General features: G+C 68.1%; 26 protein-coding genes and 2 other RNA genes. 21 read left to right on the forward strand and 7 right to left on the reverse strand.

The window, feature by feature from the left end; all coding sequences use genetic code 11:
* The 5 genes from J7643_17815 (at position 1) to rimI (ending at position 3,169) form a co-directional block, all read left to right on the forward strand.
* The gene (locus J7643_17815) at positions 1-1,134 is read left to right on the forward strand and encodes a hypothetical protein (protein MBO9542450.1); all 1,134 of its coding nucleotides are present in this window, start codon (positions 1-3) and stop codon (positions 1,132-1,134) included.
* Between the two features lie 64 nt (positions 1,135-1,198).
* Positions 1,199-1,379, forward strand: a non-coding RNA gene (gene ssrS / locus J7643_17820) — 6S RNA.
* A gap of 47 nt (positions 1,380-1,426) precedes the next feature.
* Positions 1,427-1,906, forward strand: coding sequence for a tRNA (adenosine(37)-N6)-threonylcarbamoyltransferase complex ATPase subunit type 1 TsaE (tsaE, locus tag J7643_17825; protein MBO9542451.1), 480 nt, complete (start codon positions 1,427-1,429; stop codon positions 1,904-1,906).
* A complete protein-coding gene (tsaB, locus tag J7643_17830; protein ID MBO9542452.1) occupies positions 1,893-2,654 on the forward strand; it encodes a tRNA (adenosine(37)-N6)-threonylcarbamoyltransferase complex dimerization subunit type 1 TsaB in 762 nt (253 codons plus the stop codon). Before tsaE ends, tsaB begins: the two co-directional genes overlap by 14 nt.
* A complete protein-coding gene (gene rimI, locus J7643_17835) occupies positions 2,651-3,169 on the forward strand; it encodes a ribosomal protein S18-alanine N-acetyltransferase (GenBank protein MBO9542453.1) in 519 nt (172 codons plus the stop codon). Before tsaB ends, rimI begins: the two co-directional genes overlap by 4 nt.
* A 2-nt stretch (positions 3,170-3,171) precedes the next feature.
* Here the strand turns inward: rimI and J7643_17840 are convergent, their stop codons facing one another.
* Positions 3,172-4,290, reverse strand: coding sequence for a hypothetical protein (locus tag J7643_17840; GenBank protein MBO9542454.1), 1,119 nt, complete (start codon positions 4,288-4,290; stop codon positions 3,172-3,174).
* A gap of 128 nt (positions 4,291-4,418) precedes the next feature.
* On the opposite strand from J7643_17840, the gene J7643_17845 reads away from it, so the two are divergent.
* The 15 genes from J7643_17845 (at position 4,419) to ssrA (ending at position 16,812) form a co-directional block, all read left to right on the forward strand.
* Entirely contained in the window at positions 4,419-5,060 is a 642-nt protein-coding gene (locus J7643_17845; protein ID MBO9542455.1) for a hypothetical protein, read from the forward strand.
* Between the two features lie 139 nt (positions 5,061-5,199).
* On the forward strand, positions 5,200-7,158 hold the full coding sequence (locus J7643_17850) for a BamA/TamA family outer membrane protein (GenBank protein ID MBO9542456.1): 1,959 nt from the start codon (positions 5,200-5,202) through the stop codon (positions 7,156-7,158).
* Positions 7,159-7,185: 27 nt separating this feature from the next.
* On the forward strand, positions 7,186-7,665 hold the full coding sequence (locus tag J7643_17855) for an OmpH family outer membrane protein (protein ID MBO9542457.1): 480 nt from the start codon (positions 7,186-7,188) through the stop codon (positions 7,663-7,665).
* A gap of 1 nt (position 7,666) precedes the next feature.
* Positions 7,667-8,698 (forward strand): UDP-3-O-(3-hydroxymyristoyl)glucosamine N-acyltransferase, encoded by a 1,032-nt coding sequence (lpxD, locus tag J7643_17860; GenBank protein ID MBO9542458.1) that lies wholly within the window; start codon positions 7,667-7,669, stop codon positions 8,696-8,698.
* Between the two features lie 73 nt (positions 8,699-8,771).
* Entirely contained in the window at positions 8,772-9,221 is a 450-nt protein-coding gene (locus J7643_17865) for a hypothetical protein (protein ID MBO9542459.1), read from the forward strand.
* Between the two features lie 21 nt (positions 9,222-9,242).
* Positions 9,243-10,127: a UDP-3-O-[3-hydroxymyristoyl] N-acetylglucosamine deacetylase gene (gene lpxC, locus J7643_17870; protein ID MBO9542460.1), complete on the forward strand. Its 885-nt coding sequence runs from the start codon at positions 9,243-9,245 to the stop codon at positions 10,125-10,127.
* A complete protein-coding gene (gene fabZ / locus J7643_17875) occupies positions 10,108-10,575 on the forward strand; it encodes a 3-hydroxyacyl-ACP dehydratase FabZ (protein ID MBO9542461.1) in 468 nt (155 codons plus the stop codon). The genes lpxC and fabZ overlap by 20 nt, the downstream gene beginning before the upstream one ends.
* Positions 10,559-11,383, forward strand: a complete 825-nt coding sequence (lpxA, locus tag J7643_17880; protein MBO9542462.1) for an acyl-ACP--UDP-N-acetylglucosamine O-acyltransferase — start codon at positions 10,559-10,561, stop codon at positions 11,381-11,383. Before fabZ ends, lpxA begins: the two co-directional genes overlap by 17 nt.
* Before the next feature lies 1 nt (position 11,384).
* Complete coding sequence (lpxB, locus tag J7643_17885) at positions 11,385-12,566, forward strand: lipid-A-disaccharide synthase (GenBank protein MBO9542463.1); 1,182 nt, start codon at positions 11,385-11,387, stop codon at positions 12,564-12,566.
* Complete coding sequence (locus J7643_17890) at positions 12,563-13,504, forward strand: NAD(P)-dependent oxidoreductase (GenBank protein ID MBO9542464.1); 942 nt, start codon at positions 12,563-12,565, stop codon at positions 13,502-13,504. Before lpxB ends, J7643_17890 begins: the two co-directional genes overlap by 4 nt.
* Positions 13,501-14,103 (forward strand): dephospho-CoA kinase, encoded by a 603-nt coding sequence (locus J7643_17895; GenBank protein ID MBO9542465.1) that lies wholly within the window; start codon positions 13,501-13,503, stop codon positions 14,101-14,103. Before J7643_17890 ends, J7643_17895 begins: the two co-directional genes overlap by 4 nt.
* Positions 14,104-14,123: 20 nt before the next feature.
* Positions 14,124-14,696, forward strand: coding sequence for a transglycosylase SLT domain-containing protein (locus J7643_17900; protein ID MBO9542466.1), 573 nt, complete (start codon positions 14,124-14,126; stop codon positions 14,694-14,696).
* Positions 14,696-15,265, forward strand: a complete 570-nt coding sequence (locus J7643_17905) for a DUF721 domain-containing protein (protein ID MBO9542467.1) — start codon at positions 14,696-14,698, stop codon at positions 15,263-15,265. The genes J7643_17900 and J7643_17905 overlap by 1 nt, the downstream gene beginning before the upstream one ends.
* Positions 15,266-15,346: 81 nt before the next feature.
* Entirely contained in the window at positions 15,347-16,249 is a 903-nt protein-coding gene (locus J7643_17910; protein MBO9542468.1) for an FHIPEP family type III secretion protein, read from the forward strand.
* Positions 16,250-16,420: 171 nt separating this feature from the next.
* Positions 16,421-16,812: a transfer-messenger RNA gene (ssrA, locus tag J7643_17915) on the forward strand.
* A gap of 86 nt (positions 16,813-16,898) precedes the next feature.
* Here ssrA and J7643_17920 read toward each other — a convergent pair.
* On the reverse strand, positions 16,899-17,573 hold the full coding sequence (locus J7643_17920) for a hypothetical protein (protein MBO9542469.1): 675 nt from the start codon (positions 17,571-17,573) through the stop codon (positions 16,899-16,901).
* Between the two features lie 103 nt (positions 17,574-17,676).
* Complete coding sequence (locus tag J7643_17925; protein ID MBO9542470.1) at positions 17,677-18,810, reverse strand: trypsin-like peptidase domain-containing protein; 1,134 nt, start codon at positions 18,808-18,810, stop codon at positions 17,677-17,679.
* Positions 18,811-18,955: 145 nt separating this feature from the next.
* Between J7643_17925 and J7643_17930 the strand changes: the two genes are divergently transcribed.
* Positions 18,956-20,737 (forward strand): tetratricopeptide repeat protein, encoded by a 1,782-nt coding sequence (locus J7643_17930; protein ID MBO9542471.1) that lies wholly within the window; start codon positions 18,956-18,958, stop codon positions 20,735-20,737.
* A 65-nt stretch (positions 20,738-20,802) separates the two neighbouring features.
* Here the strand turns inward: J7643_17930 and J7643_17935 are convergent, their stop codons facing one another.
* The 4 genes from J7643_17935 to J7643_17950 form a co-directional block, all read right to left on the reverse strand.
* Positions 20,803-21,108 (reverse strand): HU family DNA-binding protein, encoded by a 306-nt coding sequence (locus J7643_17935; GenBank protein MBO9542472.1) that lies wholly within the window; start codon positions 21,106-21,108, stop codon positions 20,803-20,805.
* Positions 21,109-21,289: 181 nt separating this feature from the next.
* Positions 21,290-22,306 carry an anthranilate phosphoribosyltransferase gene (gene trpD / locus J7643_17940; GenBank protein ID MBO9542473.1) on the reverse strand — a complete coding sequence of 339 codons (1,017 nt, stop codon included), beginning with the start codon at positions 22,304-22,306 and terminating at the stop codon, positions 21,290-21,292.
* A gap of 3 nt (positions 22,307-22,309) precedes the next feature.
* The gene (locus tag J7643_17945) at positions 22,310-23,044 is read right to left on the reverse strand and encodes a sigma-70 family RNA polymerase sigma factor (protein MBO9542474.1); all 735 of its coding nucleotides are present in this window, start codon (positions 23,042-23,044) and stop codon (positions 22,310-22,312) included.
* Between the two features lie 167 nt (positions 23,045-23,211).
* Complete coding sequence (locus J7643_17950; protein MBO9542475.1) at positions 23,212-24,126, reverse strand: ABC transporter permease; 915 nt, start codon at positions 24,124-24,126, stop codon at positions 23,212-23,214.
* Positions 24,127-24,130 lie beyond the last annotated feature (4 nt).

Raw genomic sequence — 24,130 nt, forward strand, 5'->3', positions numbered from 1 at the left:
GTGGCGAGCGTTCCCGGCGGCCTCGGGCGATCGCTCCTCATCCTGGCGATCGCCCTCGCGCTCGGGGCCTGCGAGTCCGACCTCCCTGCGGGGGTGCAGAAGACGCAGGAGCCGCTTTCTGAGGGGAGCGGCGTCTCGCCCACTCCGACTCCCGCTCCGCCCGTCTCGGCCGGCTCGCGCCTCGGGGCCTTCCAGCTCGTGCCGGGGGTATCCCTCGGCACGGCGCGCTCGGAGCACACGAGCAATGTGGTGGGCTCGTATCTGTACGTGCTCGGCGGGCTTACGGGCGAAGAGACGTCGCCGAACCTGGTTGAGCGTGTCGCGCTCGACGGGGTGGAGCGCTCGGCGATCGCGAGCGATGGGACGTTAGGCCCCTTCTCGACCGTCGAGCACTCGCGCCTGACGACCCCGCGCTTCGGTCACTGCAGCGTGGTAGTGGGCAGCTACCTGTACGTGCTGGGGGGGCTGGACGGGGATCTCGTCAGCCTCAATACGGTGGAGCGAGCGGTGATCAACACCAACGGCGTGCTCGGTTCCTTCGCCCCCGACCCGGAGGCGGCCCTCGCCCTGCCCCGCTACGGCGCCACCTGTCAGGTGGTCGGGAAGTACCTGTACGTGATGGGGGGAGGCGGGGAGCGCCAGAACGCCACCGAGCGAGCGCTCATCCGGGAGGATGGTACTCTCGGTCCCTTCGAGCTTGTGCCGGAGGCGCAGGCTGCTTCGGGCCGGGTCTTCTCGAGCATTCAGTTGCTGGGCGGTTTTGTCTACCTCCTGGGCGGCGATGAGGAAGAGAAGACCGAGCGGGCTTCGTTCATGACGGGCGGTACGCTCGGGAGCTTCACCCCTCAGGCGAGCGCAAGCCTCACTGTGCAGCGGGGCTCGGCGACGAGCCATGTGATCGGGAGTGCCCTCTACGTGCTCGGAGGCTGGAGTGGCATGGTCGAGAAGACCTTGGAGCGTGCGCCTCTAAGTGCTGGTCAACTCCTGGGCTCGTTTTCGCCCGTCGTCGAGACGGCCCTGACTGGGGCGAGCATGCGCCACACCAGCCAGGTCCTCGGGCGCTACCTCTACGTGATCGGTGGTAGCGACGGTCAACTGCCCCTGAAGCGGGTGGAGCGCGCCCGAATCGAGTGAGCGGGTGTGTTCATGCGACTTAACAGATTCTTGCCAACCCCTGCCAACCTGTGATATGGTGACCGCAACTTCGTCGGGCATGAGACGGTCCAGTTTTTGGGCTACAATCTCAAACAACGGGCGCCCGGAGCTCTGGTGGCTGAAGTAGACCGTCCGCGCAGACGGAAACGGATGCTTGTCAGGAGGGCACCCACCTGCTGTTAAGCAGGTCTAAAAACTCCCGTCCACGGCCCGACGGAGCCCTATTTTCTTCCCCTTCGGCCTCTTCGGAGGCCTTTTTGCATGGCGCACGATGGCATCACTTCCGCTCCGGATCCCCCTCTCAGACCTCTCGGCGACCCAGCGCTTGGGCGAGGCCGTCGGGCGCACCGCGCAGGCGGGTGATATAATCCTGCTCTCGGGCGACCTCGGGGCGGGCAAGACCAGCTTGACCCAGGGGATCGCGCGGGGCTTGGGGATCGAGGATCGGGTGACGAGTCCGACCTTCAACCTCCTCCACGAGTACCACGAGGGGCGCGTGCCGCTGTACCACTTCGACCTCTACCGCCTCGACGCCCACGGCGTCATGGCCCAAGGCTTCGACGACTACTGGGAGCGCGGCGACGGCCTTTGCGCCCTCGAGTGGGCCGAGCGCCTGGAGGGTGCCCCCTTGCCCGATCACCTCGTCCTCTCGCTGGAGCACGCCGGCGAGGGCCGCCTCGCCACCCTCACGGCCCACGGCCCCTACGCCGAGGCCTGGCTCGAACGGATCCGCGCCCATGCCCCGGCCTAGCCCGTCTCCCGACGCCCCCTGGGTGCTCGGCCTCAACACCGCCTCCGAGACCCTCGGCGTCGCCCTGGCCTCGGGGCTCGACCTCAGAGCCGAGCTCTTCGTCGCCCCTTCCCCCGGCGCGCGGGGCCATCACGCCGAGCGCCTGATGGTCGCCGTCGACGCTCTGTGCCGCCTGGCGGGCATCCAGCCTGCGGCCCTCTCGGCCCTCGCCGTCGCCGTCGGGCCCGGTGGCTTCACCGGGGTGCGCACGGCCCTCGCGGCCGCCAAGACCATCGCGCAGGCCCTCGATAAGCCCTTGATCGGCGTCTCGACCCTGGAGGCCCTCGCCCAGCAGGCGAGCGCCGTGGGCCTGGTGGCCGCGCTGGTCGACGCCCGGCGCGGCGACGCCTTCGGCGCCCTCTACCGCAAGGGGCCGGAAGGCCTCGAATGCCTCATCCCCCCCGAGCTGGCCTCGGTGGCCGAGTGGACGGAGCGCCTTGCGCCCTACGCCGCGGCCGAGGCCTTGGTCTTTGTCGGCGACGGGGCGGCCAATCACCCCGAGGCGGTCTCCGGCCGCTGGCCGGGCGGCGCCTTCGTGCCGACCGACCACCTCCTGCGGGCGGGCGCGGTCGCCCAGCTCGGCGCCCGGGCGCTCGCCGAGGGTCGCTACGAGGACGCGGTGGCCCTGATGCCCGAGTACCTCCGCGCCCCGAGCGCGGTCCCCAACTGGCAGCCCCTGTACGCCCCCAAGGTAGAGGAAGGCCGATGATCACGATTCGCCCCATGACCCACGACGACCTGATCGACGCGGTGGCGATCGAGCGCCTCAGCTTCGGTGAGCGCTGGAGCGTCCAGACCTTCGCCAGCGAGCTCGATAACCCTTCGAGCAACTACTTCGTGGCCCTCGACGGCGATCGCATCGTCGGGTACGCGGGCTACTGGCTGATCCTCGACGAGGCGCACATCACCACCATCGCCGTGCATCCGGCCGAGCGCCGGCGCTCCATCGGCGAGATCATGCTCCAGTTCCTGATCGAGCACGCCGCCAAGGCTGACGCCAAGTGGCTCACCCTCGAGGTGCGCGTCTCCAACGACGGGGCGCGGAAGCTCTACGAGAAGTACGGCTTCACCGCCCTGGGCCGCCGCAAGGGCTACTACCAGGACGACGGCGAGGATGCGCTGGTCATGTGGACCGAGAACATCTGGCAGAGCGAGTATCGCGAGCGCTTCGAGCACCTCAAGGCGGCCCTCGCTGCGCGCCTGGGGGCGGCGAACGAGGCCTAGGCTTAGTGCCGGGTGGTCAGGGCCATGACCACCTCGAAGGCGATCAGCAGGATGATGATGAGCTCGAGGGCGACCGAGCGCCGGGTGTTCACCTGATCGGTGAGCATCTGGTACACCTCTTGCGCCGTGCGGATCTTGCCATCGATAGAGGCCTCCCATTCGCTGAGGCGCAGGCGCTCGGCGATCGCTCGATAGATGCGGGCCGAGTACAGGTCCCCGATGAACTTGAGGGCGTTCTCGATCTGCTCGGTCAGCTCGATCACGTCCACCGTGACGGCCATCAGGCGCTGTTGGGTGCGCTGGTAATCGTTGCGCAGCCAGGACTTCCACCGCGGCAGCGCCTGGCCCCGCTCGATCTCGTGGTAGATGGCGTCGAGCTGCTCGTCCAAAAGCCGGTCGTAGAAGCGCAGCTCCAGGAGCTCGGCGTTGGCGAACTCAAGGGCATCCATGTGCTCGGTGGCGCCCTCCGGGTCGTAGATGAAGGCGGTGTTCCAGTCGATGACGGCCAGGTCGTCGGCGAAGTAGCTGATGCGCTTGCCGAGCACCTCGGCTTGCTCGGCGGCCGAGAGGGCCTTGGCCTCGCCGCGCATGAGCTGGGCGAGGCTCGGGCCGCGGGTGGTGAGCAGGTGCTCGGCGTCGAGGGTCTCGGCGAAGCCCTGCACGTAGAAGATGGTGTAGTCCTCGAAGAGCGCCTCGCGCGGCGGGTTCTTGAGGAAGGGGGCGAGCCGCGGCTGCAGGTCGTGCAGGATCTGGCGGCTCAGCACCTCGATGGCGGGGTTGTCGATGTAGCGGCCGGCGACCTGCACCAGTCCGTCCCAGGTGGCCGGGCACGGCACCTCCCACCGCAGGGCCAACACCCCGAAGTCGAAGATCTTGGCGCTGACCCGAGCGGGAAGGGCCTCCTCGGGGCGCGGGTGCAGGGTGTGGGTGCCCAGCGAGAAGGTGAGGGGCGGGTTGCGGTACTGGAGGTACTCGGGGGTGGGGCGGCGCGGGGTGAAGCGCGCGATCACCGCGTCCGCGCCGAGCGCGCGGCCGAGCCTGTCCAGGTCGACGGTGTCCGCCACCGTGAAGAGGTGGTAGACGAGAATCTGCCCCGAGGCGATCGCAAGCGGCGTCTCCATGCCAGGATGCTAACAGATTTGCTGCTTGCCGTCTTCACCAAACGTGACGCCGAAATCATCCGCCTCTTCGCTGCGCCCGGGCACGCCCTTTGGCATCATGAGCCCGTCCTTCCTTCAGCGAGGCCTTGATGAACACTCACTCCCACGCCTTCTTCACCTTCGCCGCGCTCCACCAGGTCGACGGAGCCGGCCTTGCGGTCGCAGGCTCGGTTTTGCCTGATGCGCTCTACTACCTGGCGGTCCCCTTCCTCGCCGCCCGGCGAGGGATCTCGTACCGCGCCGCCCAGACCGAGGTCTACCGCATCCCCGCCCTGCGTCGTGCGGTCGACGCGTTGCACGCGGTGCCGGTGCTCGCGGCCGTGAGCCTTCTTGCCTTCTTCTGCTGCCCGCCGCTCTTGATGCTGTGCCTGGGCTGGGCCAGCCACCTTGCGATCGACTTCTTGACCCACGGCGAAGGCAGCCATCCGCACTTCTGGCCCCTCGTCCCCTGGAAGTTCAAGAGCCCCATCTCGTTCTACGAGGAGGAGCGCTTCGGCCGTCAGTTCATGCTCGCCGAGCACGCCCTGATGCTCGGGATCCTCCTGTACTGGCTCAAGACGGGCTTTCTCGGGCCCCACTCGCTCGCCTTCCTGATGGGCCATGCGGGCTTCATGCTGCTCGCGGCCTTCTCGCTCGCGACCCTGGTGGCCTACGTGGTCCACCTGCGCCAGCGGCGCGCCGGGGTGGCGCGTCGGGGCGGCGGCTGGGTCGTGGCCCTCGGGATCGAATAGGCTTTTCGGAACTTCGACGCGGCCTCTCTCGTCATGGGATCGGTCCGGATCCCCCTCAAATTGCGAATCGACCTCGCACCCCCTATAATGTCCGCTGGACCGGAGCTTCCGGTAGTCATGACACGAGAGAGGCGCCCAATTGATTTCGAAGACGAACCTCGCCGGGGGGCGGGGCTTGCGCGCGGCCTTGGCGGCCCTGCTGGTCCTCACGGGGATCGGCGCGGTCTCGCCCGAGCCCGCCCTGTCCGCACCGGCTGCGAAGCAGCCCCCGGCCTCGCAGCAACAACCCAAGAAGGCCCCCCCGGCCAAGCCGGTCGCTGAGCCCACGGCTCCCGCGGCGACGCCGAGCGCCACCCCCGGGGCGACTCCCTCGCTGACTCCCCAGGTCGACGAAGGCCCCAAGATCCACCTGGTGGACATCCAGATCCGCGGTAACAAGACCGTTTCCGAGGAAACGATCCTGCTGTCGATCCCCATCCACGCGGGGCAAGACGTGACGCGGGCCCAGGTCGAGGAGGCCCTCCAGCGAATCTACGGCCTTGGCTACTTCCACCCGCCGACCGCCTCGACCCAGCCGGTCCTGGGCGGCGAGCGCCTCATCATCCACGTGGTCGAGTACCCCGTCCTCAAGGGCGTCACCCTCGACGGGGCGACCCTCTTCCCGGCCAGCGAGCTCGAGAAGCCCTTCGACGCCATGAAGGGCCGCGTGATCAACCTCAAGGACGTCCAGGAGGCGATCAAGAACCTCGAGAAGCGCTACGCCGACAAGGGTTACGTGCTCGCGCGGATCGTGGACCTGCAGGTCAGCCCGGACGGCCAGCTCATGCTCAAGATCGCCGAGGGAACGATCAATGAGATCCAGATCACGGGCAACGACGAGACCCAGGACTACGTCATCCGCCGCGAGATCACCCTCAAGCCAGGCGACATCTACAACTTCAGCCGGATGCAGGACGACCTGCGCCGGGTCTACAACCTCAACTACTTCGAGGACATCGGCATCAAGTACGAGCCGGCCTCGAGCGACCCGACCAAGGTCAACGTGATCGTCACCGTCAAGGAGAAGCAGACCGGCACCTTCAACCTCTCGGCCGGTTGGAGCAACCGTGACGGCCCGCTCGGCATCCTGAGCCTGCGCAAGGACAACCTCCTCGGGCGCAGCCAGTCGGTGAGCGCGGATTTGACCATCTCGAAGAACTGGGCCGCCGAGCTCAACTACTTCAACCCCTGGATCGACGACAACCACACCTCGTTCGGCGCGAGCCTCTACGCGCGGCGCTTCTTCAACTACTACGCCTCGTTCCTCGAGGAGCGCCAGGGTACGGCCCTGTCCTTCGGTCAGCCCCTCTTCGGTCAGGACCCCGTCACGGCTCAGTGGCGCGGCGCCTGGCGCCTGAAGCTGGAACGGATCAGCCTGAAGGGTGGCGCGGAGTACACGCAACCTCTGAACACCATCACGGGCCAGCCCCACGCCCCGGGCGTCGGGCGTGATGCGGATCTGTCCACCAGCGTCGGCTACACCGTGACCTTCGACAGCCGGGACTACATCCTCAACCCCAACACCGGCTGGTTCAACACCGCCATGGTGGACCAGTACGTGCCGGGGCTGGGCGATCTCAAGATGACCCGCCTGCAGCTGGACCTCAATCGCTACTTCCCGCTGTGGCTGGGGCACACCCTCGCCGTGGGCTGGAAGCTGGGCACCATGCAGACGCCCTTCGGCGGCAACATCCCGCCCTACGAGCGCTTCTATTCGATCGGCAACTACATGGTCCGCGGCTGGCCCGAAGGCCTCAACCTGACCAACGCGGCCAACCAGGGTGCCGCCCCCGGTCAGGCGTTCGCCGGCGATTCGTTCACCCTGGGCTCGATCGAGTACCGCTTCCCCATCGTCAACATCCTCTCGGGGGTGGTCTTCGGCGACACGGGTCTCTTCTGGGATCAGGCCCAGCAGAACTTCGGCTGGGAGCGCGCCCGCTCGGGCTACGGCGTGGGCGTTCGCCTCAACACGCCGCTCGGCCCCCTGCGCCTCGACTACGGCCTCAAGAAGTGGGGCGAAGCCGGCCAGATCCACTTCTCGATCGGTCAAAAATTCTAGCTTTCGCTCACGCACAAGGAGAACGACATGTTTAAACGGATGGTTTCAGCCTTCGCGGGTCTCGCCCTCGCCGCGGGCCTCATGGTCTCGGCCCCCGCGATGGCGCAGGCGGCGGCCCCCGGCGCCATCGCCTACGTGGACACCCAGAAGGTCTTCCAGAGCTACAAGGGCGCCCAGTCCGCCCAGGACCGCTTCCGCAAGGAAGCGCAGGACTACCAGGAGGAGCTGGTCGACGCGCAGCGCAAGCTCGAAGAGGCCCGCAAGGCCGGCAAGAGCGCCGACGAAGTCGCCAAGATGCAGAAGAAGTACGAGGACGAGCTGAAGCCCAAGAAGGCGAAGGTCGAGGCCCTCGACCGCGAGCTGTCGGGCAAGATCAAGAAGCAGATCGAGGCGGCCATCGCCCAGGTCGCCAAGGCCAAGGGCTTCGGCACCGTCCTCGACAAGGCCGTGATCCTCTACGGCGGGACGGACCTGACCAGCGACGTCCTCAAGAACCTCAACAAGTAACATGGCGGGCTTGACGCTTCAGGACCTCGCCGAGCACCTCGGCGGCACGGTCAGCGAGACGGATGCCTCCTTTGCGATCGCCGGGGTGGCGAACCCCGAGGACGCGCAGCCGCAGGATCTCGTCTTTCTGGTCGAGGACAAGTACCTGGAGGCCATCGAGGCCTGCGCGGCCGGGGCCGTGGTGGCTCGTTCGCCCGTTACGGGCAAGGCCACCCTGGTCGTGAAGGCCCCGCGCGAGGCCATGGCCCGCACCCTGGCCCTCTTCGCCCCCGAGCAGCCCGCACCGCAGTGCTCCGAGCGCGCGGTGGTCGATCCGAGCGCCACGCTCGGCTCCGGGGTGAGCGTCGGGCCCAACGTGACGGTCGGCGCCCGCGCCCGGGTCGGACGAGGGACCGTCCTGCACCCGGGGGTGGTCCTCGGCGAGGACGTCCATGTGGGCGAGGACTGCGTGCTCTACCCCAACGTGGTGGTCCGCGAGGGCTGCCGCCTGGGAGACCGGGTGATCGTCCAGCCGGGGGCCGTCATCGGGTCCGACGGCTTCGGTTTCGTCACCCTGCCGGACCGGACGCACCTCAAGATGCCCCAGATCGGCATCGTCGAGGTCCAGGACGACGCGGAGATCGGGGCCAACGTGACCATCGATCGCGCGACCATCGGCATGACGGTAATCGGCCAAGGAACCAAAATTGACAACCTTGTGCACGTCGGCCATAATGTCCGCATCGGGGAAAATGCCCTTCTGGTCTCTCAGGTGGGCATTTCCGGCTCGGTCACCGTCGGGGATCGGGTCACGATCGCTGGTCAAGCCGGCATCGCCGGGCACTTGACGATCGGCGCGGACACGGTGGTAGCGGCCAAGGCCGGTGTCACCAAGAGCCAGCCGTCGAGGGTCATGGTTTCGGGCTTTCCCGCGCGCCCTCACCGCGAGGAGCTGCGCCGCCAGGCGCAGATCGAGCGCCTGGGCGAGTTGGCGGATCAGGTCAAGGCCTTGCAGGCTGCGATTTCCGCCATCCAGGAGGGCCAGAGGGTCTAACAAAACAGCCGCCCACGGCGGCCAACGGTCGAAACATGCCTGGTTTTGTTAGATGCTCTGAAGGAGGGGCGACATGGCGTTCGGGCTCCGACAGGCGGCGATCCTCACCGGGCTTGCGCTCGCGCTCGGAGCCTTCTCCGTGCCGGTCCAGGCCGCGCCCATCCCCAACGGCGAGGTTCGCCTGCAGGAGGGGGGCTACGTCCGGGTGACGGCCATTGGTCTGCCTCCTTTGGGGGTCACCGAGCGCTCCGGCGCCCGCGAGGTCGCCCGGCAGAACGCCATGGCCCTGGCTCAGCGTCGCTTGCTCGCTGCTGTCCTGGACCTGCCGGTGGGACCGGGTAAGCCGACCGTGCGCGATCGCCTCGAGGCCAAGCCCAAGGCCCGTGAGCGCCTGCGCGACCTGATCGCGCGGGCCCGCGTCACCGGTCAGGAGCTCGCCGACGGCTCGGCCGAGGTCACGCTGGAGTTGCCCTACTCGGGCCCCGGTGGTCTTGCCGAGTTTTTCGCCGTCCTTTCGCCCTAGCGCCTCAGGAGACTCATGCCGTTGGACCGCACCCTACAGTGGACGCTCGCCCGTCCGGTCACCTTCGAGGGCGTTGGCCTGCACTCCGGCGCACGCGTCACCATGACCCTCCTGCCCGCCGATCCCCACAGCGGGATCCGCTTCCTGCGCACCGACCTGCCCGGTTCTGCCCCGATCCCGGCCCTGGCCGACCACGTGGTCGAGACCACCCTTTCGACCACCCTCGGCTTCGACGGGGTCCGGGTGGGCACCGTCGAGCACCTGATGGCCGCCCTCTACGTGATGGGGGTCTGCAACGTCGAGGTGCTGATCGACTCCCCCGAGCTGCCCATCATGGACGGTAGCTCGATCGCCTACATCGAGGCCATCCGGGAGGCCGGCCGCGTCGAGCAGAACGCTCCGCGCCGGATTCTCATGATCCAGGACAAGCTCGAGGTGCAGCGTGGCGATCGCTCCGTGATCTACCAACCCGCTGAGAGCGGCGAGGCCGAGCTGACCTGCATCGTGGACTACGGCCACCCCCACGCCGGTGCCCAGCTCTTCGAGGGGAACCTGAGCGAGGAGGGCTTCGCCTCGGAGCTCGCCTCGGCGCGCACCTTCTGCTTTTTGGCCGAAGTCGAGGCCATGCGCAAGGCGGGCCTCGCCAAGGGCGGCACCCCGGACAACGCGGTGGTGATCGCCGACGACGGCCCCATGACCACCCTGCGGTACGCCGACGAGTGCGTCCGCCACAAGACCCTGGATTTGATCGGGGATCTGGCCCTGTGCGGCTTCGAGTGGCGTGGCTCGGTCACGGCAGCCAAGGCCGGCCATCCCCTGCACGTCGCCCTCGCCCAGCAGCTGCAGCGTCTTGCCAGCCGCGATCGCGCCAAGGAGGAATCCGTCTATGCCCACCATGCTCGCTGAGGCTGCCGCTGTGCCCCCCAAGACCCTCGATATCAACGCGATCATGTCGATCCTGCCCCACCGCTACCCGTTCCTGCTGGTGGACCGGGTGCTCGAGGTCGTGCCCGGTGAGCGGGCGGTCGCCATCAAGAACGTGAGCGTCAACGAGCCGCAGTTCACGGGGCACTTCCCCGAGCGGCCCCTGATGCCCGGGGTGCTGATCGTCGAGGCCATGGCCCAGGTGGGCGGCATCGTCCTCTTGCAGCTCGAGGAGTATCACGGCAAGCTCGCGCTCTTCGCGGGCATCGACGGCGTTCGCTTCCGCCGCACCGTCCTGCCGGGCGACCAGCTCATCATGAAGGCGGAACTCATCAAGATTCGCGGCCAGGTCTGCCGGATCAAGGTCGAGGCGCGAGTCGGAGAGGCGCTCGTCACGGAAGGCGAGCTGATGTTTGCACTGGTCGATTGACGTGATTGAAATCCATCCTACCGCGGTTATCCACCCGGGCGCGCGCCTGGGCGACGGGGTCAAGGTCGGCCCCTACGCCGTCATCGGCGAGCACGTCTCGATCGGGGCGGGCACCGTCATCGGCGCCCATGCCGTGATCGAGCCCTACACCACCATGGGCGTCGATTGCCAGGTCTTCAGCGGCGCGATCATCGGCGGGGTCCCCCAGGACCTCAAGTTCGGCGGCGAGGAGTCCTACACCGTCATCGGCGATCGCAACATCATCCGCGAGTGCGTCACCATCAACCGCGCCACCGGCATGGGCGAGGAGACCCGCATCGGTGACGACAACATGTTCCAGGCCTACGTCCATGTGGCCCACAACTGCGTGATCGGCAGCCAGGTCATCATGTCCAACTGCGCCACCCTGGCCGGCCACGTCTCGGTCGAGGACTACGCCATCATCGGTGGGCTCGCGGGCATCCATCAGTTCTGCCGGATCGGCACCATGGCCATGGTCGGCGCCATGAGCCGAGTGACCCAGGACGTGCCCCCTTACATGCTGATCGAGGGCGCCCCCCCCAAGGTGCTGGGCCCCAACGTGATCGGCCTCAGGCGTCGGGGCCTCGGGCAGGAGGAGCGCACCCTCATCAAGCGCGCCTACAAGCTCATGTACCGCTCCGATCTCAACTTCGCCCAGGCGCTCGAAGCGATCGCCCAGCTCGAGGATTCCCCCTACCTGCGTCACCTGATCGCCTTCGTGGAGTCGTCGGAGCGCGGGGTGGTCGGTCGCTCGAATCGCGCCTCGGGAGCCGAGGCCAGCGCCTAGCATGGACCGCGTCCCCACCGTCTTCATCTCCGCGGGCGAGGTCTCCGGGGATCTGCACGCCGCGCGCCTGGTCGAAGCCCTCCTGACGCGTGTTCCCGCCCTGCAGGTCTGGGGCGTCGGATCCCACCGCATGCGCCAGGCAGGCGTCGAGGTGCGCTGGGACGTCACCCGCTACAGCGCGGTCGGCCTGCTCGAGCACTTGCCGGGCCTGCGCCCCATCGCCAAGACCCTTTCCGAGGTCCGCGAGGCGCTGGTGGCCACGCGGCCGGATGTGGTGGTCCTGGTGGACTACCAGGGCATGAACATGCAGATCGCGCGGGCGGCCAAGGCCCTCGGGATCCCCACCGTCTACTACATCTCGCCCCAGGAGTGGATCTGGGGCCTGCCGGGCGGCTGCCGCAAGGTCGCCGAGGTCTCGGACCTGATCCTCGCCATCTTCGAGAAGGAAGCCGCGGCGTACCGGAAAACCGGGGCCAACGTGGAGTTCATCGGCCATCCCCTGCTCGACATGGTGCCGCCGGACGAGCGCGGGGCCCTCGCCCATCGCCTGGGGGTGGACGTGGCGGAGCCCATCGTCGCCCTCTTCCCCGGTAGCCGCCGCATGGAGCTCAGCCGCCTGCTGCCGCCCATGCTCGAGGCCTGCGAGCAGATCCTCGCCGCCAACCCCCGGGTGCAGTTCCTGCTGCCGGTGGCGAGCCCCGATCTCGCCGAATTGGTGGCGAGCCTGCGCGCCAAGCGCCCGGGCGTGGGGGTGAAGCTCGTCTCGGACGTGAGCGGCATGGCCCTGATGCGCCTTTCGGACGTGGTGCTCGCCGCTTCCGGCACGGTGGTGCTCGAGGCCGCGGTGGTCGGCACCCCCGTGGTGGCCGCCTACAAGATTGGGGGCCTTGCGGCCTTCATCGCCAAGCGCTTGATGCGCGGAGCCCACGTGACCCTGCCCAACATCGTGATGGACGAGGGGATCGTCCCCGAGCTCTTGCAGGGCGAGGCGAACGGTGCGCGCATGGCCGAGGAGGTCCTCAGGCTCCTGCAGAACCCGGGCGATCGCGCCCGGATGGTCGCGCGGCTTGCGGCCGTCCGCGCCAAGCTGGGTACTCCGGGGGCCGTCGGGCGCGCCGCCGACCGGATCGTAGAGCGCCTGGGCGCCTCTCAGGACACGAAAGAAGCTAAAACCCTGGCATGACCGAACACGTCTTCATCACCGGGATCAGCGGCTGCGTCGGCCACTACCTCTTCGACGCCCTCGCCGACGATCCGCGCTACCACCTGCACCTCCTGGTCCGCGACGTCTCGCGCCTGCGCTTCAACTACCAGGATCGCCCCAACGTCTCGATCGTCACCGGGGACCTGATGGACATCGAGCGCCACGCGGAGCTGCTCGGCCGGATGGACCACATCATCCACGTGGCGGCCGCCTGGGGCGAGGCGGTGAGCTACGAGGTCAACCACCGCATCCCCTTCCGCATGTTCGAGCTGGCGGATCCTGCGCGGATCAAGCGCCTCGTCTACTTTGCGACCGCGAGCGTGCTGGACGAGCACAACCAGCTCCTGAAGGCGGCCGGCGACCACGGCACCGACTACATCCGCAGCAAGTACCAGGCCTGCGAGCAGCTCTCGGGCCATCCTTTGGCCGACAAGATCGTGGCGATCTTCCCGACCCTCATCTTCGGGGGTGGGAAACGGTACCCCGTCTCCCACCTCTCGTCTGGCCTCTCGGACGTGGACCGCTGGCTCTCGCTTGCCCGCTTCTTGACCCTGGAGGGGACCCTCCACTTCATCCACGCCCGCGACATCGCGCGGATCGTCAAGCACGTCCTGGCGCACGAGGTCGCGGATCGCTGGCTGGTACTGGGCAACCCCGAGCTGAGCGTGGACCAGATGATCGCTCAGATGTGCGAGGCCTTCGGCCGCCGCCGCCCGAGCTTCCCACGGCTCGATCTCACGCCGTTCCTCGGCCTGATCGATCGCCTCATGGGGCCCCGCTTCAACACCTGGGATCGTTACAGCCTGACGCACCGCCACTTCCGGTACCGGACGGTCAACGCCGAGACCTTCGGCCTGCCCGCTGACCTCTCCACCTTGGGCGCGGTGGTGCACGAGCAACTCGCGGCCACGCGATGAAGGTCATCGGCCTGACCGGGGGAATCGCCTCCGGCAAGACGACGGTGGCGAACCTCTTGGCTGAGCGGGGTGGTGCGGTGATCGACGCCGACCGCGTCGCCCGCGAGGTGGTCGAGCCCGGGACCCCCGCCCTCGAAGCGATCGCCGAGGCCTTCGGCCCCGAGGTGATCGATCCGGCCGGCCGCCTGGACCGCGCCGCCCTGGCCCGCCGCGTCTTCGGGAACGAGCCTGCGCGCGAGCGCCTCAACGCCATCGTCCACCCCGCGGTCAAGGACGCCATGACCCGGGCCCTCGACGCTCTCCGTCAGCGCCCCACCCCGCCATCCTTCGCGGTCTTGGTGGTCCCTCTGCTCTTCGAGACCGGGATGCAGACCATGGCCGACACGGTCTGGACGGTCAGCGTGCCGCCCGACATGCAGCGCGAGCGGCTGGTGGCACGCGACGCGCTGAGCGAGGACGAGGCCGACGCCCGCATCGCTTCTCAGTGGCCCCTCGAGCGTAAGCTCGCGCTGAGCGACCGGATCATCGACAACACCGGCATCCTCGAGGCGCTCGACGCCCAGATCGCGGCGGCCCTGCAGGCCGAGGGCCTGGGCTAGCGCGTGGTAGCATGACCCCCATGACCAGAGCTTCCGTCCGCCCTCGCGCGCGCTGGCGTCGCCTCGTCCTCGCCCTCGTCGTGGGCGCGGTTCTGCTTGCGAGCGCGCGCCCCTTGGCGGTCGCCGCCGGACGGCTCTTCTTCCCCTTCCCCTACCGCGAGGCCATCGAGCGCGAGGCCGAGCGCTACTCGCTCGATCCGCTCCTGGTGGTCGCCGTGATGCGGGTCGAGAGCGGCTTCGCCCCTCGGGCCCGCTCGCGGGTGGGGGCCCGGGGTCTCATGCAGCTGATGCCCTCGACCGCCGAGTGGGCCGCGCGCAAGGTCGCCATGCGCGACTTTGCGGTCGATTGGCTCGAGGACCCGGACACCAACATCCAGCTGGGGTGCTGGTACCTGAGCTACCTGCGCCGCCAGTTCCCCGGGGATCTCCACGCCATGCTCGCCGCCTACAACGGGGGCGAGGGCAACGTGGCGCGCTGGAAGCGCCAGCCCGAGGCCCTGGAGGCGGCTTTCCCCGAGACCCGCCGCTACGTCAAGCGCAGCATCCAGACCTACTGGATCTATCGGCTCCTCTATCGGGATTGGGCCTCCTGATGCAGCGGCTCCAACGCTTTCTGGCCAAGAGCCTCAAGGAGTGGAAGGCCGAGGACGCCGTCGCCGCCGGCCGCGTCTTCGCCCTTTGGCCGACGATCGTGGGCGAGGCGATCGCCGCGCGCACCCGGCCTCGCTTCCTGCGTGGCGGGGTCCTCTTCGTCGAGGCGGCCTCCTCGGCCTGGGCCAACGAGCTGACCATGCTCAAGCCCCGGATCCTCAAGGCGCTCGACCAGCACCTGGGCAAGGGCCTGATCCGCGACGTGCGCTACCAGGTGGCTCCCACCTGGCAGGAGCGCAAGGCCTACGAGGCCCCCGAGATCGAGCAGGTGCCGGTCCTGCCGAAAGAGCCCCTGAGCCCCGAAGAGGAGCAGGCGATCGCCGAGGAAGTGGCTTCTCGGGTGTCGGACCCCGACCTGGCCGAGGCGGCCCGCGACCTGCTTTCGGCCGTCGCCCGGCGCAGGGCGGCCAAGGAGAAGGCGGGGTATCGACCGTGCGCCTCCTGCGGGGCGCTGGTGCCGCCTACGAGCGACTCCTGCCCGATCTGCCGCCTGACCGGAAGCGAGCGCTAGAAAGCCTCGGAACGAAGCAAGCAAACAGCAATTTCGGGGTATAAACCAAGGGGCCGTCCCCCTTCAGGAGTTTTGACCCCTATGCCGAACCACCCCTTGCGCCGCACCTTCGCCAAGCTCTTCCCTTGGTTGGCTCCTGCTCATCGCGACGGTGTCGCCCAGGAGATGCCCTACGACGACCCGATCCGCGATCCCGAGGCGGTGCTCTTGGGCCTCAACGCCCCTCCCATCCGGGTGGAGGTCGGCTCCGAGCTGATCGGCCTGGTCGATGCGAGCTCGGGCGGCACCCTCATGGACGGCATCGTCATGCTCCGGGTCAAGCTCGCCGAAGAGATGGGGTGGGTCATCCCGGGGGTCCAGTTCCGCGACAACCCCGGCCTCACGCCGCTGGGCTACCGCCTCTTCGTCTGGGGCCAGGCCGTCGCCGAGGGCATCGTCATGCCCGGCATGATGGGGGTGGACCCCGAGTCCCTCTCGCCCGAGCAGGCCAAGGCCGCCCGCGTCGGTGAGCGTCCCGCCACCGGCCAGCTGGTCGCGTGGATCCCCCAGACCCTCGAGCAGGCGGCCCAGCAGGGCGTCTCGGCCGACGAGATGCTCCTGGAGCACCTGGAGGTGGTCCTGCGCAAGAACCTCTACCGCCTGGTGACCCCCGACAGCCTGAGCTTCGCCCTCGACCGCCGCTTGCGCCTCTACGGCCGCGAGCTGGCCGACGAGCTCTTGAGCCGCTTCGTCACCCGCGGCGAGTTCATGCTCTGCCTGCGCGAGCTCCTCAAGGCCGGGCGCTCGGTCCGCGACCTGCCCCAGATCGTCGAGGCTCTCTACACCTCGTGCCACGAGCGCTGCACCCGCGGCTCGACCCCGTCTGACGCCATGTTCGGCATGGCCCTGCAGGTGCCCCAGTTCACCCCCTACGATCTGGCCCAGTCCGTGTGCCGGCAGCTGGGGTGGCCTCCGCTGGACGAGCGCCTCCTGCGCTCCCACTAAGAGCGTCTAGCACAACCCGGCATGTGACGACCGTTGGCCGCCTGCGGCTCCTGGCAACAGGAGCCGTTTTGTTCGGCGCTCTACCCTCGGTTGCCTATTGCCACCCGGGGGGTGGCGGAGCTATACTTCACATGCTGTTACTGTCCAGTAACTGGTACGGTGACGCCTTACGGGGATGTCACGGTTTCGACCAGGAGTGCGATGGTAGGGGCTGCGAGCCGGGAGTGTCGTCCGATCCCGCTAAATCCGATGGCAAAAAAAACAAGTGCCAAAGCTAACGTCTTTGCGCTTCCCTCGGTTGGTGGCCGTCAGGCCGCTGCCCTCGCTGCGTAAGTAGCGAGTTAAGGGACACTCATCGTCCCCCGCCGGTCGGGATGATGGGTCACTTTGACCGGCTGCTGCCGACCGATTTGTTCGCTGAGTCGGCCTAAGCCTAGCGAACTATCCTGACACGGGCCGCGCCGAGGGGGCGCGTGGCAGGTGAAACGTACCCCAGGCTACGCTCGTAGACGCCGCTATGGTTGTCTTTTGGGACGTGGGTTCAATTCCCACCATCTCCACTGCCCGAGGAACCACTGGTTCCTCGGGCTTTCTTCATGCGGCAAGCGGCCCAGGACCCGCACTGGGTCCTGGGCCGCTTGCTTTGAGCCTACCTGGTGGGCTTGGGGCCCACCGACTGGGGGATGATCTCGTTGAAGGCCTTCGCGTATTCCCCCTGCTCCTTGAGGGGGTAATCGTCCATCGCCCGGACCCAGATATCCAGCGAGAAGTCGGGCTTCAGCTTTCCGGCGCCGCTCTTGATGAGCTCCGCCTCGATGAGCTGATTGGCTTTGGCGATCTTGGCGGGGTCGAGGGTGGTGATGGGGATCGAGCGGCTTGCCATGTCCTGGGAGATCTTCCAGGCGACCATGGTGCTCCCGGCGGAGATCTTGGAGCTCGTCTTCTCGCGATAGAAGGCGGCGAGCGGGACCGACATGGAGCCCACCCGGGTCATGAGAAAGCCCGCGCGCTCGGGCGACTGGATCGTGAACTTGCCCGCGGTGTCGGTCTTGACCGTGGGGCCATCCTTGAGGGGCTGGAGCTTGGCATCGGCAAGGTAGATCGTTTGGCCCGCCAAGGCCTCGGGCTTGAAGACGAGGATCTGGCCCACCTTCTCGGTGGTGCTGAGGAAGGCCTTTGGAGCCATCAGCTCGCCGCTGATCGGGAAGGTCACCCCCGGCTCGCGCAGGGGCGGCCCCGAGGAGCCCGGGTCGGGACCACCGGCGCCAGGGCAGCCGGCGAGCAGCAGGGCGGCGGCGAAGAGGCCGAAACGACGCTTTGGCATGGAGAGCACCTCGCAACTCGAAAAGGCTCCTCGATGCTAAAGCGAGCAAGGGAGGGTTGCCCCGGCCGAGGCGTCTGATCTTGTTGGTCGGTTTTGACGAGGGTTACTCTAAGCGCGGCTGCGCGGCCTCTTCGGGCAGGGCATCCAACTGGAGCTTCAGGGTCTTGCGCTGTCCGTTGCGGCTCACGCGCACCGACACCGTCTCGCCCACCTTCTTGTCGGAGAGGTACCGGATCAGGTCGGAGGGCTTCTCGAGCTTGCGCGAATCCACCTCGACCAGGACGTCGCCCGGTTGCAGGCCGCCGCGCGCGGCCGGCCCCCTCGGGATCACTTGCTGCACCAGGATGCCGGGCTCGACCGCGCGATCCAGCTGGGCGGCCCGCTCGGGGGTCAGCTCGGCGATGCTGACCCCGATCCAGGCCCGCTCGACCTTGCCCTTGGCGCGCAGCTGTTCGACGATGGCCCGGACGGTGTCGGCGGGGATGGCGAAGCCGATGCCCTGAGCCTGGGCGGCGATCGCCGTGTTGACGCCGATCACCCGGCCGTCCATGTCGATCAAGGGGCCGCCCGAGTTGCCCGGGTTGATGGCGGCGTCGGTCTGGATGAAGCTCACGCGCTCGCTGATCGAGACGTCGCGGTTGAGGGCGCTGATGATCCCGGCGGTGACCGTCTTGGAGAGGCCCAGGGGGCTGCCGATGGCGACCACCCACTCGCCGACGCGCAGGTGGTGGCTGTCGCCGAGCGAGAGGGTCGGGAGGTCCTTGCCCTCGATCTGGACCACGGCGATGTCGGTGGCCGGGTCCCGGCCGACGATGCGGCCCGGCAGCTTGCGGCCGTCGTTGAGGGTCACGGTCAGCCGGGTGGCGTTGCGCACCACGTGGTGGTTGGTGACGACGATCCCGCTGGGATCGACGATGAAGCCCGAGCCGACCCCCTTCTGGAGGGTCTCCTGGGGGCCGAAGATGTAATCCTCGAACGGGTCGCCGCTGCGGCGGCGCTGCCGGGTGAGGGTGTCGATGTTGACGACCGCGGGGGCCGCGCGCTCGGCCAGGTCCGCGATCCGCTCACTGCCGACCGGTAGCGCCCCCGAGATCGGCCGCGCGCTCGGTGCGACCGGTGCCTGGGAGTGGGCGGCGGAAGGGGCGCTGGTCTTCTGCTCGCGGCAAGAGGCGATCGCTGCGCCCGCGCCGGCGCCGATCACGAGCATCATCAGGTAGCCAACAAGCTTGCGTTGCACGATCGATCCTTTCGACGGTCCGGCGCCTCAGAAACCTTAGCATAACCCTTGCTGGCCTGGAAGGTTGCGCGATGGCGCGAGCGGGTATAATGCTGGTAAGCGCTCGTTCAGCGCAAGGCTGGCAACTTCAAGCAAGGGTCATCAGGTGAACGCTCAGGCGGAGATGGGCATCAAGGCGTTCAAGGAGGGTCGGATCGCCGAGGCGATCGTCTTTTTGGAGTTCGCCACCAAGTTCAACCCGGACAACCACCAGGTGTGGTTGATGCTGGCGCGCGCCTACCAGAAGGACGGCCAGGCCCTCAAGGCCGCCGAGACCTACAAGCTCGTCCTCGACAACACCCAAGACATGCAGCTGACGGGCTACGCCCGGGAGGGGCTCGGCTCGATCGAGGACCCCCGGGCGCTCGCGGCCGTGCGGGTCGAGGCGACGGCCCTGAACTGCCCCGAGTGCGGGGTGGCCATCCCGCCCAGCCGCCAGGAGCGGCCCTGGTGCACCTGCGGCTGGAACAACAAGGCTCTGTCGAGCGTCTCCAGCCGCCTTTTCATCAGCGACGTGCAGGGCTACTGCCGGCGCCGTTCGGTCAAGGTGAGCGTCATGTTCCGCGGGGACGTGATCGTCATCGGCGCGAGCGAGGTCCGCATCCAGGGCATCGGGACCCGGACCTACCCGGTCAACCCGCGCCTGCTCTTTCCCGCTTCGAGCGGGATGCTTTGCCTGGATCAGCGGGACCTGGGCCCGGTGATGGCCAAGGTGAACGACGAGGCCCTGTTCCGCGAGCGCGCCGCCTCCGCCGACGACCTCACCATGGGCAAGCTCTACACCTGGAGCCAGTTCATGGCGCGCCTCTCGGAGTTCCGCGGCTATGACGTGAGCACGCGCTCGCCCGACACCAGCCTCGCGGGACTGCTCGCTTCCTACAACGCCCTCGACCCCGAGCTGATCAACGACGCCCAGGAGCTGCGCGAGCCCCAGGAGACCCTCGGCCAGACCATCCTGCGCCTGGGCATCTCCAACTTCGAGGCGATGGTGACGGCGGTGGTCGGCGACTTTAGGATCGCCCAGCCCGGCGCGCGGACCTTCCACGAGCGGCTCGGCTCCCTCTTGGTCGCAAAAGGCTGCATCTCGCCGGTCCAGTTGCAGGAGGCCCTCGGACTGCAGCCCCGCCTGCGCAAGCCGCTTGGCGAGATCCTGGTGGGCCACCTCAAGGCCTGCTCGGCGGCTGACCTCCAGGGGGTGCTCAAGACTCAGCGCCCCCTCAACGTCATGCTGCCCGAGGCGGACATGCTCGGCGAGCTCCTGGTGGCGCGCAAGAAGCTGACCCGCACCGACATGCTCCAGGCCCTCGCCGATGAGCAGACCAAGCGCCGGGTGCCGCTGGGCGAGGTGCTGATCAACATGAGCCTCATCACCCACCAGGACCTGCAGGGGGTGCTCGCCTGGCAGACCCAGAAGAAGCGCCTGACCCAGATGGGGACCCCTCGCCTGGGCGAGTTGCTCATCGATCAGAAGGTCCTCACCGAAACGGCCCTCGCCGAGGCCCTGCGCCACCAGGTCGTCGACCAGCAGCCCCTCGGGCGGATCCTGGTCTCGCGCGGCCTCTGCACGCCGGAGCAGGTCCTCGCGGCGCTCGACGGCCAGATCGCTCGGCGCAACCAGCTGGCAGGCACCGAGGGCGGCGAGGACGAGGCGCCTCAGCCCGCTTCACGGCGGGTCACCACCCCGCTCAAGGTGCAGACCGGCAAGCTCGCGGGTCCCATCCCTACCAGCCGCAAGCCCTCCAAGCAGGCCCCGGCCGCTCGGTCGCGCAATCGCTGGATCGCGGTGGCGATCGCCGCCTGCGCGCTCGTGGGGGCCGTGGTTCTCGTTTTCTTCGTCAAGCCCGGAACGGCGCCGAGCCCCGACCAAACCCAGTCTCGCCCCAAGTAGGCTTCAAAGGAAGCGCCCCCCGGATCCATGGATCCGGGGGGCTTCAAGCGTGCGCGGGGCGCGGCTTACTTCTTCTTGGCAGCGGCCTTCTTCTTGGCGCCTTCGACGCGCTCCTTGAGGGTCTTGCCGGCGGTCCAGACGGGGCTCTTCTTGGCGGGGATCTTCAGGACGGCGCCGGTGCGGGGGTTGCGACCCTCGCGGGCGGCGCGCTCGCGGACCTGGAAGGTGCCGAAGCCGACGAGGGTGATCTTGTCGCCCTTGGCCAGCGCCGAGCTGATGGCTTCGATGGTGGCGTTCAGGCACTCACCGGCTTCCTTCTGGGAGACCTTGGCCTTCACGCTGATCTGCTTGATGAGTTCTTCTTTGTTCATCCCTCGAAATCCCTTCTGCCGAAAATGGCCTGGCGCGCGACTTTTCTACCGGGTCGAAACCGGGAAAGCCGCATCACGAGCCAGCTTCCGTTAACACAACCGCGATTATAGGGGCAAGCAATAGAAATGGCAAGACTTTTTCCGTTCTGATTGCCACTTTGTGATGAGGTTGCGTTCAGGGTCAGGAACGTCTGGTGGCGCGGCCGAACGCCTCGAGCTTCGCACTCGCCGCTCCCGAGTCGATCGCTTCGGCGGCGAGGGCAACCCCTGCGATCATGTCATGGGCGGCCCCGCCGATCCACAGGGCGGCAGCGGCGTTCCAGAGGACCACGTCACGGCAGGGGCCCCGATCCTCGCCCGAAAGCACCCCGCGGATGAGGCGGGCGTTGGTGGGGGCGTCGCCTCCCGCCAGGGCCGCGAGCGGGGCGGCTTGGAGGCCCGCGTCGCGCGGATCCAGCTGGAAGGTGCGGATGGTGCCGTCGGGCTTGAGCTCGGCCACTTCGGAAGGGCCTTCGAGCGAGAGCTCGTCGAGGCCGCCGTGGCCGTGGACGACCAGCGCCCGGCGGGTGCCCAGCTCGCGCAGGGTGCGAGCCATCAAAGGAACGTGCGCATGCCGGAAGACTCCGAGCACCTGGTGGCTTGGGCGCAGCGGGTTGCAGAGGGGGCCGAGCAGGTTGAAGGCGGTGGGGAAGCCGAGCTCGCGCCGCAGCGGGGCCACGTGCTTCATGGCCGGGTGGTAGCGCGGGGCGAAGAGGAAGGTGATGCCGTGCTGTTCGAGGCACTCGGCGGCATGTTCGGGTTCGAGGTCCACGTGGACGCCGAGGGCCTCCAGCACGTCGGCGCTGCCGCAGAGGCTCGAAGCCGAGCGGTTGCCGTGCTTGGCGACCTTGAGGCCGCAGCTTGCCGCGATGAAGGCGACGGTGGTCGAGATGTTGAAGGTGCCCGAGCGATCGCCCCCCGTGCCGCAGGTGTCGAGCAGCTCGGGCCAGGAGCCCGGCACCGGCACGGCGTGCGCGCGCATGGCTTCGGCGAGGCCCGCGATCTCGTCGGGGGTCTCGCCTTTCATGGTCAGGGCGGTGAGGAAGCTTGCGACCTGGACGGGGGCCGCCGGGGCGAAGATCGCCTCCATGGCGCCGCGCGCCTCGGAGCGCTCGAGCGAGCGGCCGGAGAGCAGGGCGCGCGTGGCTTCCTGGATCATGCCTTAGGCGTTCTTGGGCGTCAGGACGGTGCGCAGCTGCTTCTCGGCCTTCTTGAGCCGGCGGCAGACCTCCATCTGGGAGATCCCGAGCCGGCGCGAGAGTTCGGCCTGGGTGAGGTCCTGGAAGTAGCGCATCTCGAGCAGCTCGCGCTGGGCGCCGGGCAAGCGGCTCATGGCTTCGGTGAGGATCAGCTTCTCGTCGAGCTCGTCGCGGCTATCGTTGCTGGAGCGAGGGTCCGAGAGGCTCTCGAGCAGCGAGCGCTGCTCGTCGTCGTCGCCGTCGTGGCCCTCCTGGTCGAGCCACAGGACGGTGACGCGGCGGTCGTACTGCTTGACCTCGTCGACCTGCTCGGGGGTGACGGAGAGGGCGCTGGAGAGCTCATGGTTGGTCGGCTCGCGGCCGAACTCCTGCGTCAGCTTGGCGGTGACCTGCGAGAGGCGGTAGGAGAGCTCCTGCAGGACGCGGGGACCGCGCATGAGGTTCTGGCGATCGCGCAGGTAGTGGCGGATGTGGCCGGTGATGAAGTGGACGGCGTAGGTCTTGAACTCGGTGTTGTGACCGGTCTCGTAGCGCTCGATGGCCTCCAACAGGCCGATGGAGCCGACCTGGATCAGGTCTTCGACCGGATCCGTGCTGCGGCGGGCGAGACCCCGCGCGATCTTCTTGACCAGCGGCAGGTAGTCTTCGACGATCTTTTGTTTCTGCTGGGGGGTGGCTCCCTTGAAAGCCTTTTCCATCGCGCATCCTCCGCTTCGCCGAAGAGAGTACCAACGGTGGCCCGAGCCCTTTGATCCTTGCTGGACAAGGTAGCATAAAAGCAAGCGTGCGCCAAGATGGCGCGTGAGGCCCTCAGAGGTTGTAGATGGATCGAGAGGGAACTTGCTTTAAGTTTGGTTGAGGAAGCTTAAACACCCTTAAGGCGCGGATCTGCGAAGCCGTAGGCCAGATCGATCACCAGGTTGAACAGGACGATCACCGTGGCCGAGAAGAGGACCGTGCCCATGATGGTGGGCACGTCGAGGTTGGCGATCGCCTGCATGGCGTTGCTGCCGATGCCGGGCCAGGCGAAGATGCTCTCGGTGAGCACCGCCCCGCCCAAGAGATGAGCGAAGTCGAGCCCGAAGAGGGTCAAGGCCGGCAGGGCGGCGTTGGGCATGGCGTGACGGGCGACGATTCGCCCTTCGGGGAGGCCCTTGGCCCGGGCGGTGCGGACGTAGTCGCTGCCCATGGCTTCCAAAAGGGTGGTGCGCAACAGGCGTGCGTAGTAGGCGGCTCCGCCCACGCCCAGGGTGAGCGCGGGCAGGATCAGGTGCAGGGGGCTGCCGTAGCCGCCGAGCGGCAGGATGGGGGCCTTGTAGGCGAAGAGGTACAGGAGCACGAGCCCCAGCCAGAAGGTGGGCACCGACACCCCGCCCACGGCGACGAGGCGGCCCATGCGATCTCCGAGCGACCGTGGCTTCACGCCGCCGACGACCCCGAAGCCGACCCCCAAGAGCAGGTAGACGACGAGTGCTCCCACGGCGAGCTGGAGGGTGGCGGGGAAGCGCGCGAGCAGCGTCGGCAGCACCGGTTCGCCCGTGACGTAGGAGTGGCCGAAGTCCCCGCGCAGGGCGTTGCCGAGGTAGCGCAGGTACTGGGCCCCCAGGGGATCGTCGAGGCCCAGCTGGGTGCGGATGGCCGCGACCGTCTCGGGATCGGCCTGGGCCCCGGCCAGGGTCTGAGCGGGGTCGGCGGGGATCAGGTACATGAGCCCGAAGGTCAGGGTGGCGACCCCGAGCCAGACGGCGAGGGCCAACAGCAGGCGGCGAAGGACGGCCATGGGA

Source organism: bacterium (assembly GCA_017744355.1).
Classification (GTDB): domain Bacteria; phylum Cyanobacteriota; class Sericytochromatia; order S15B-MN24; family UBA4093; genus JAGIBK01.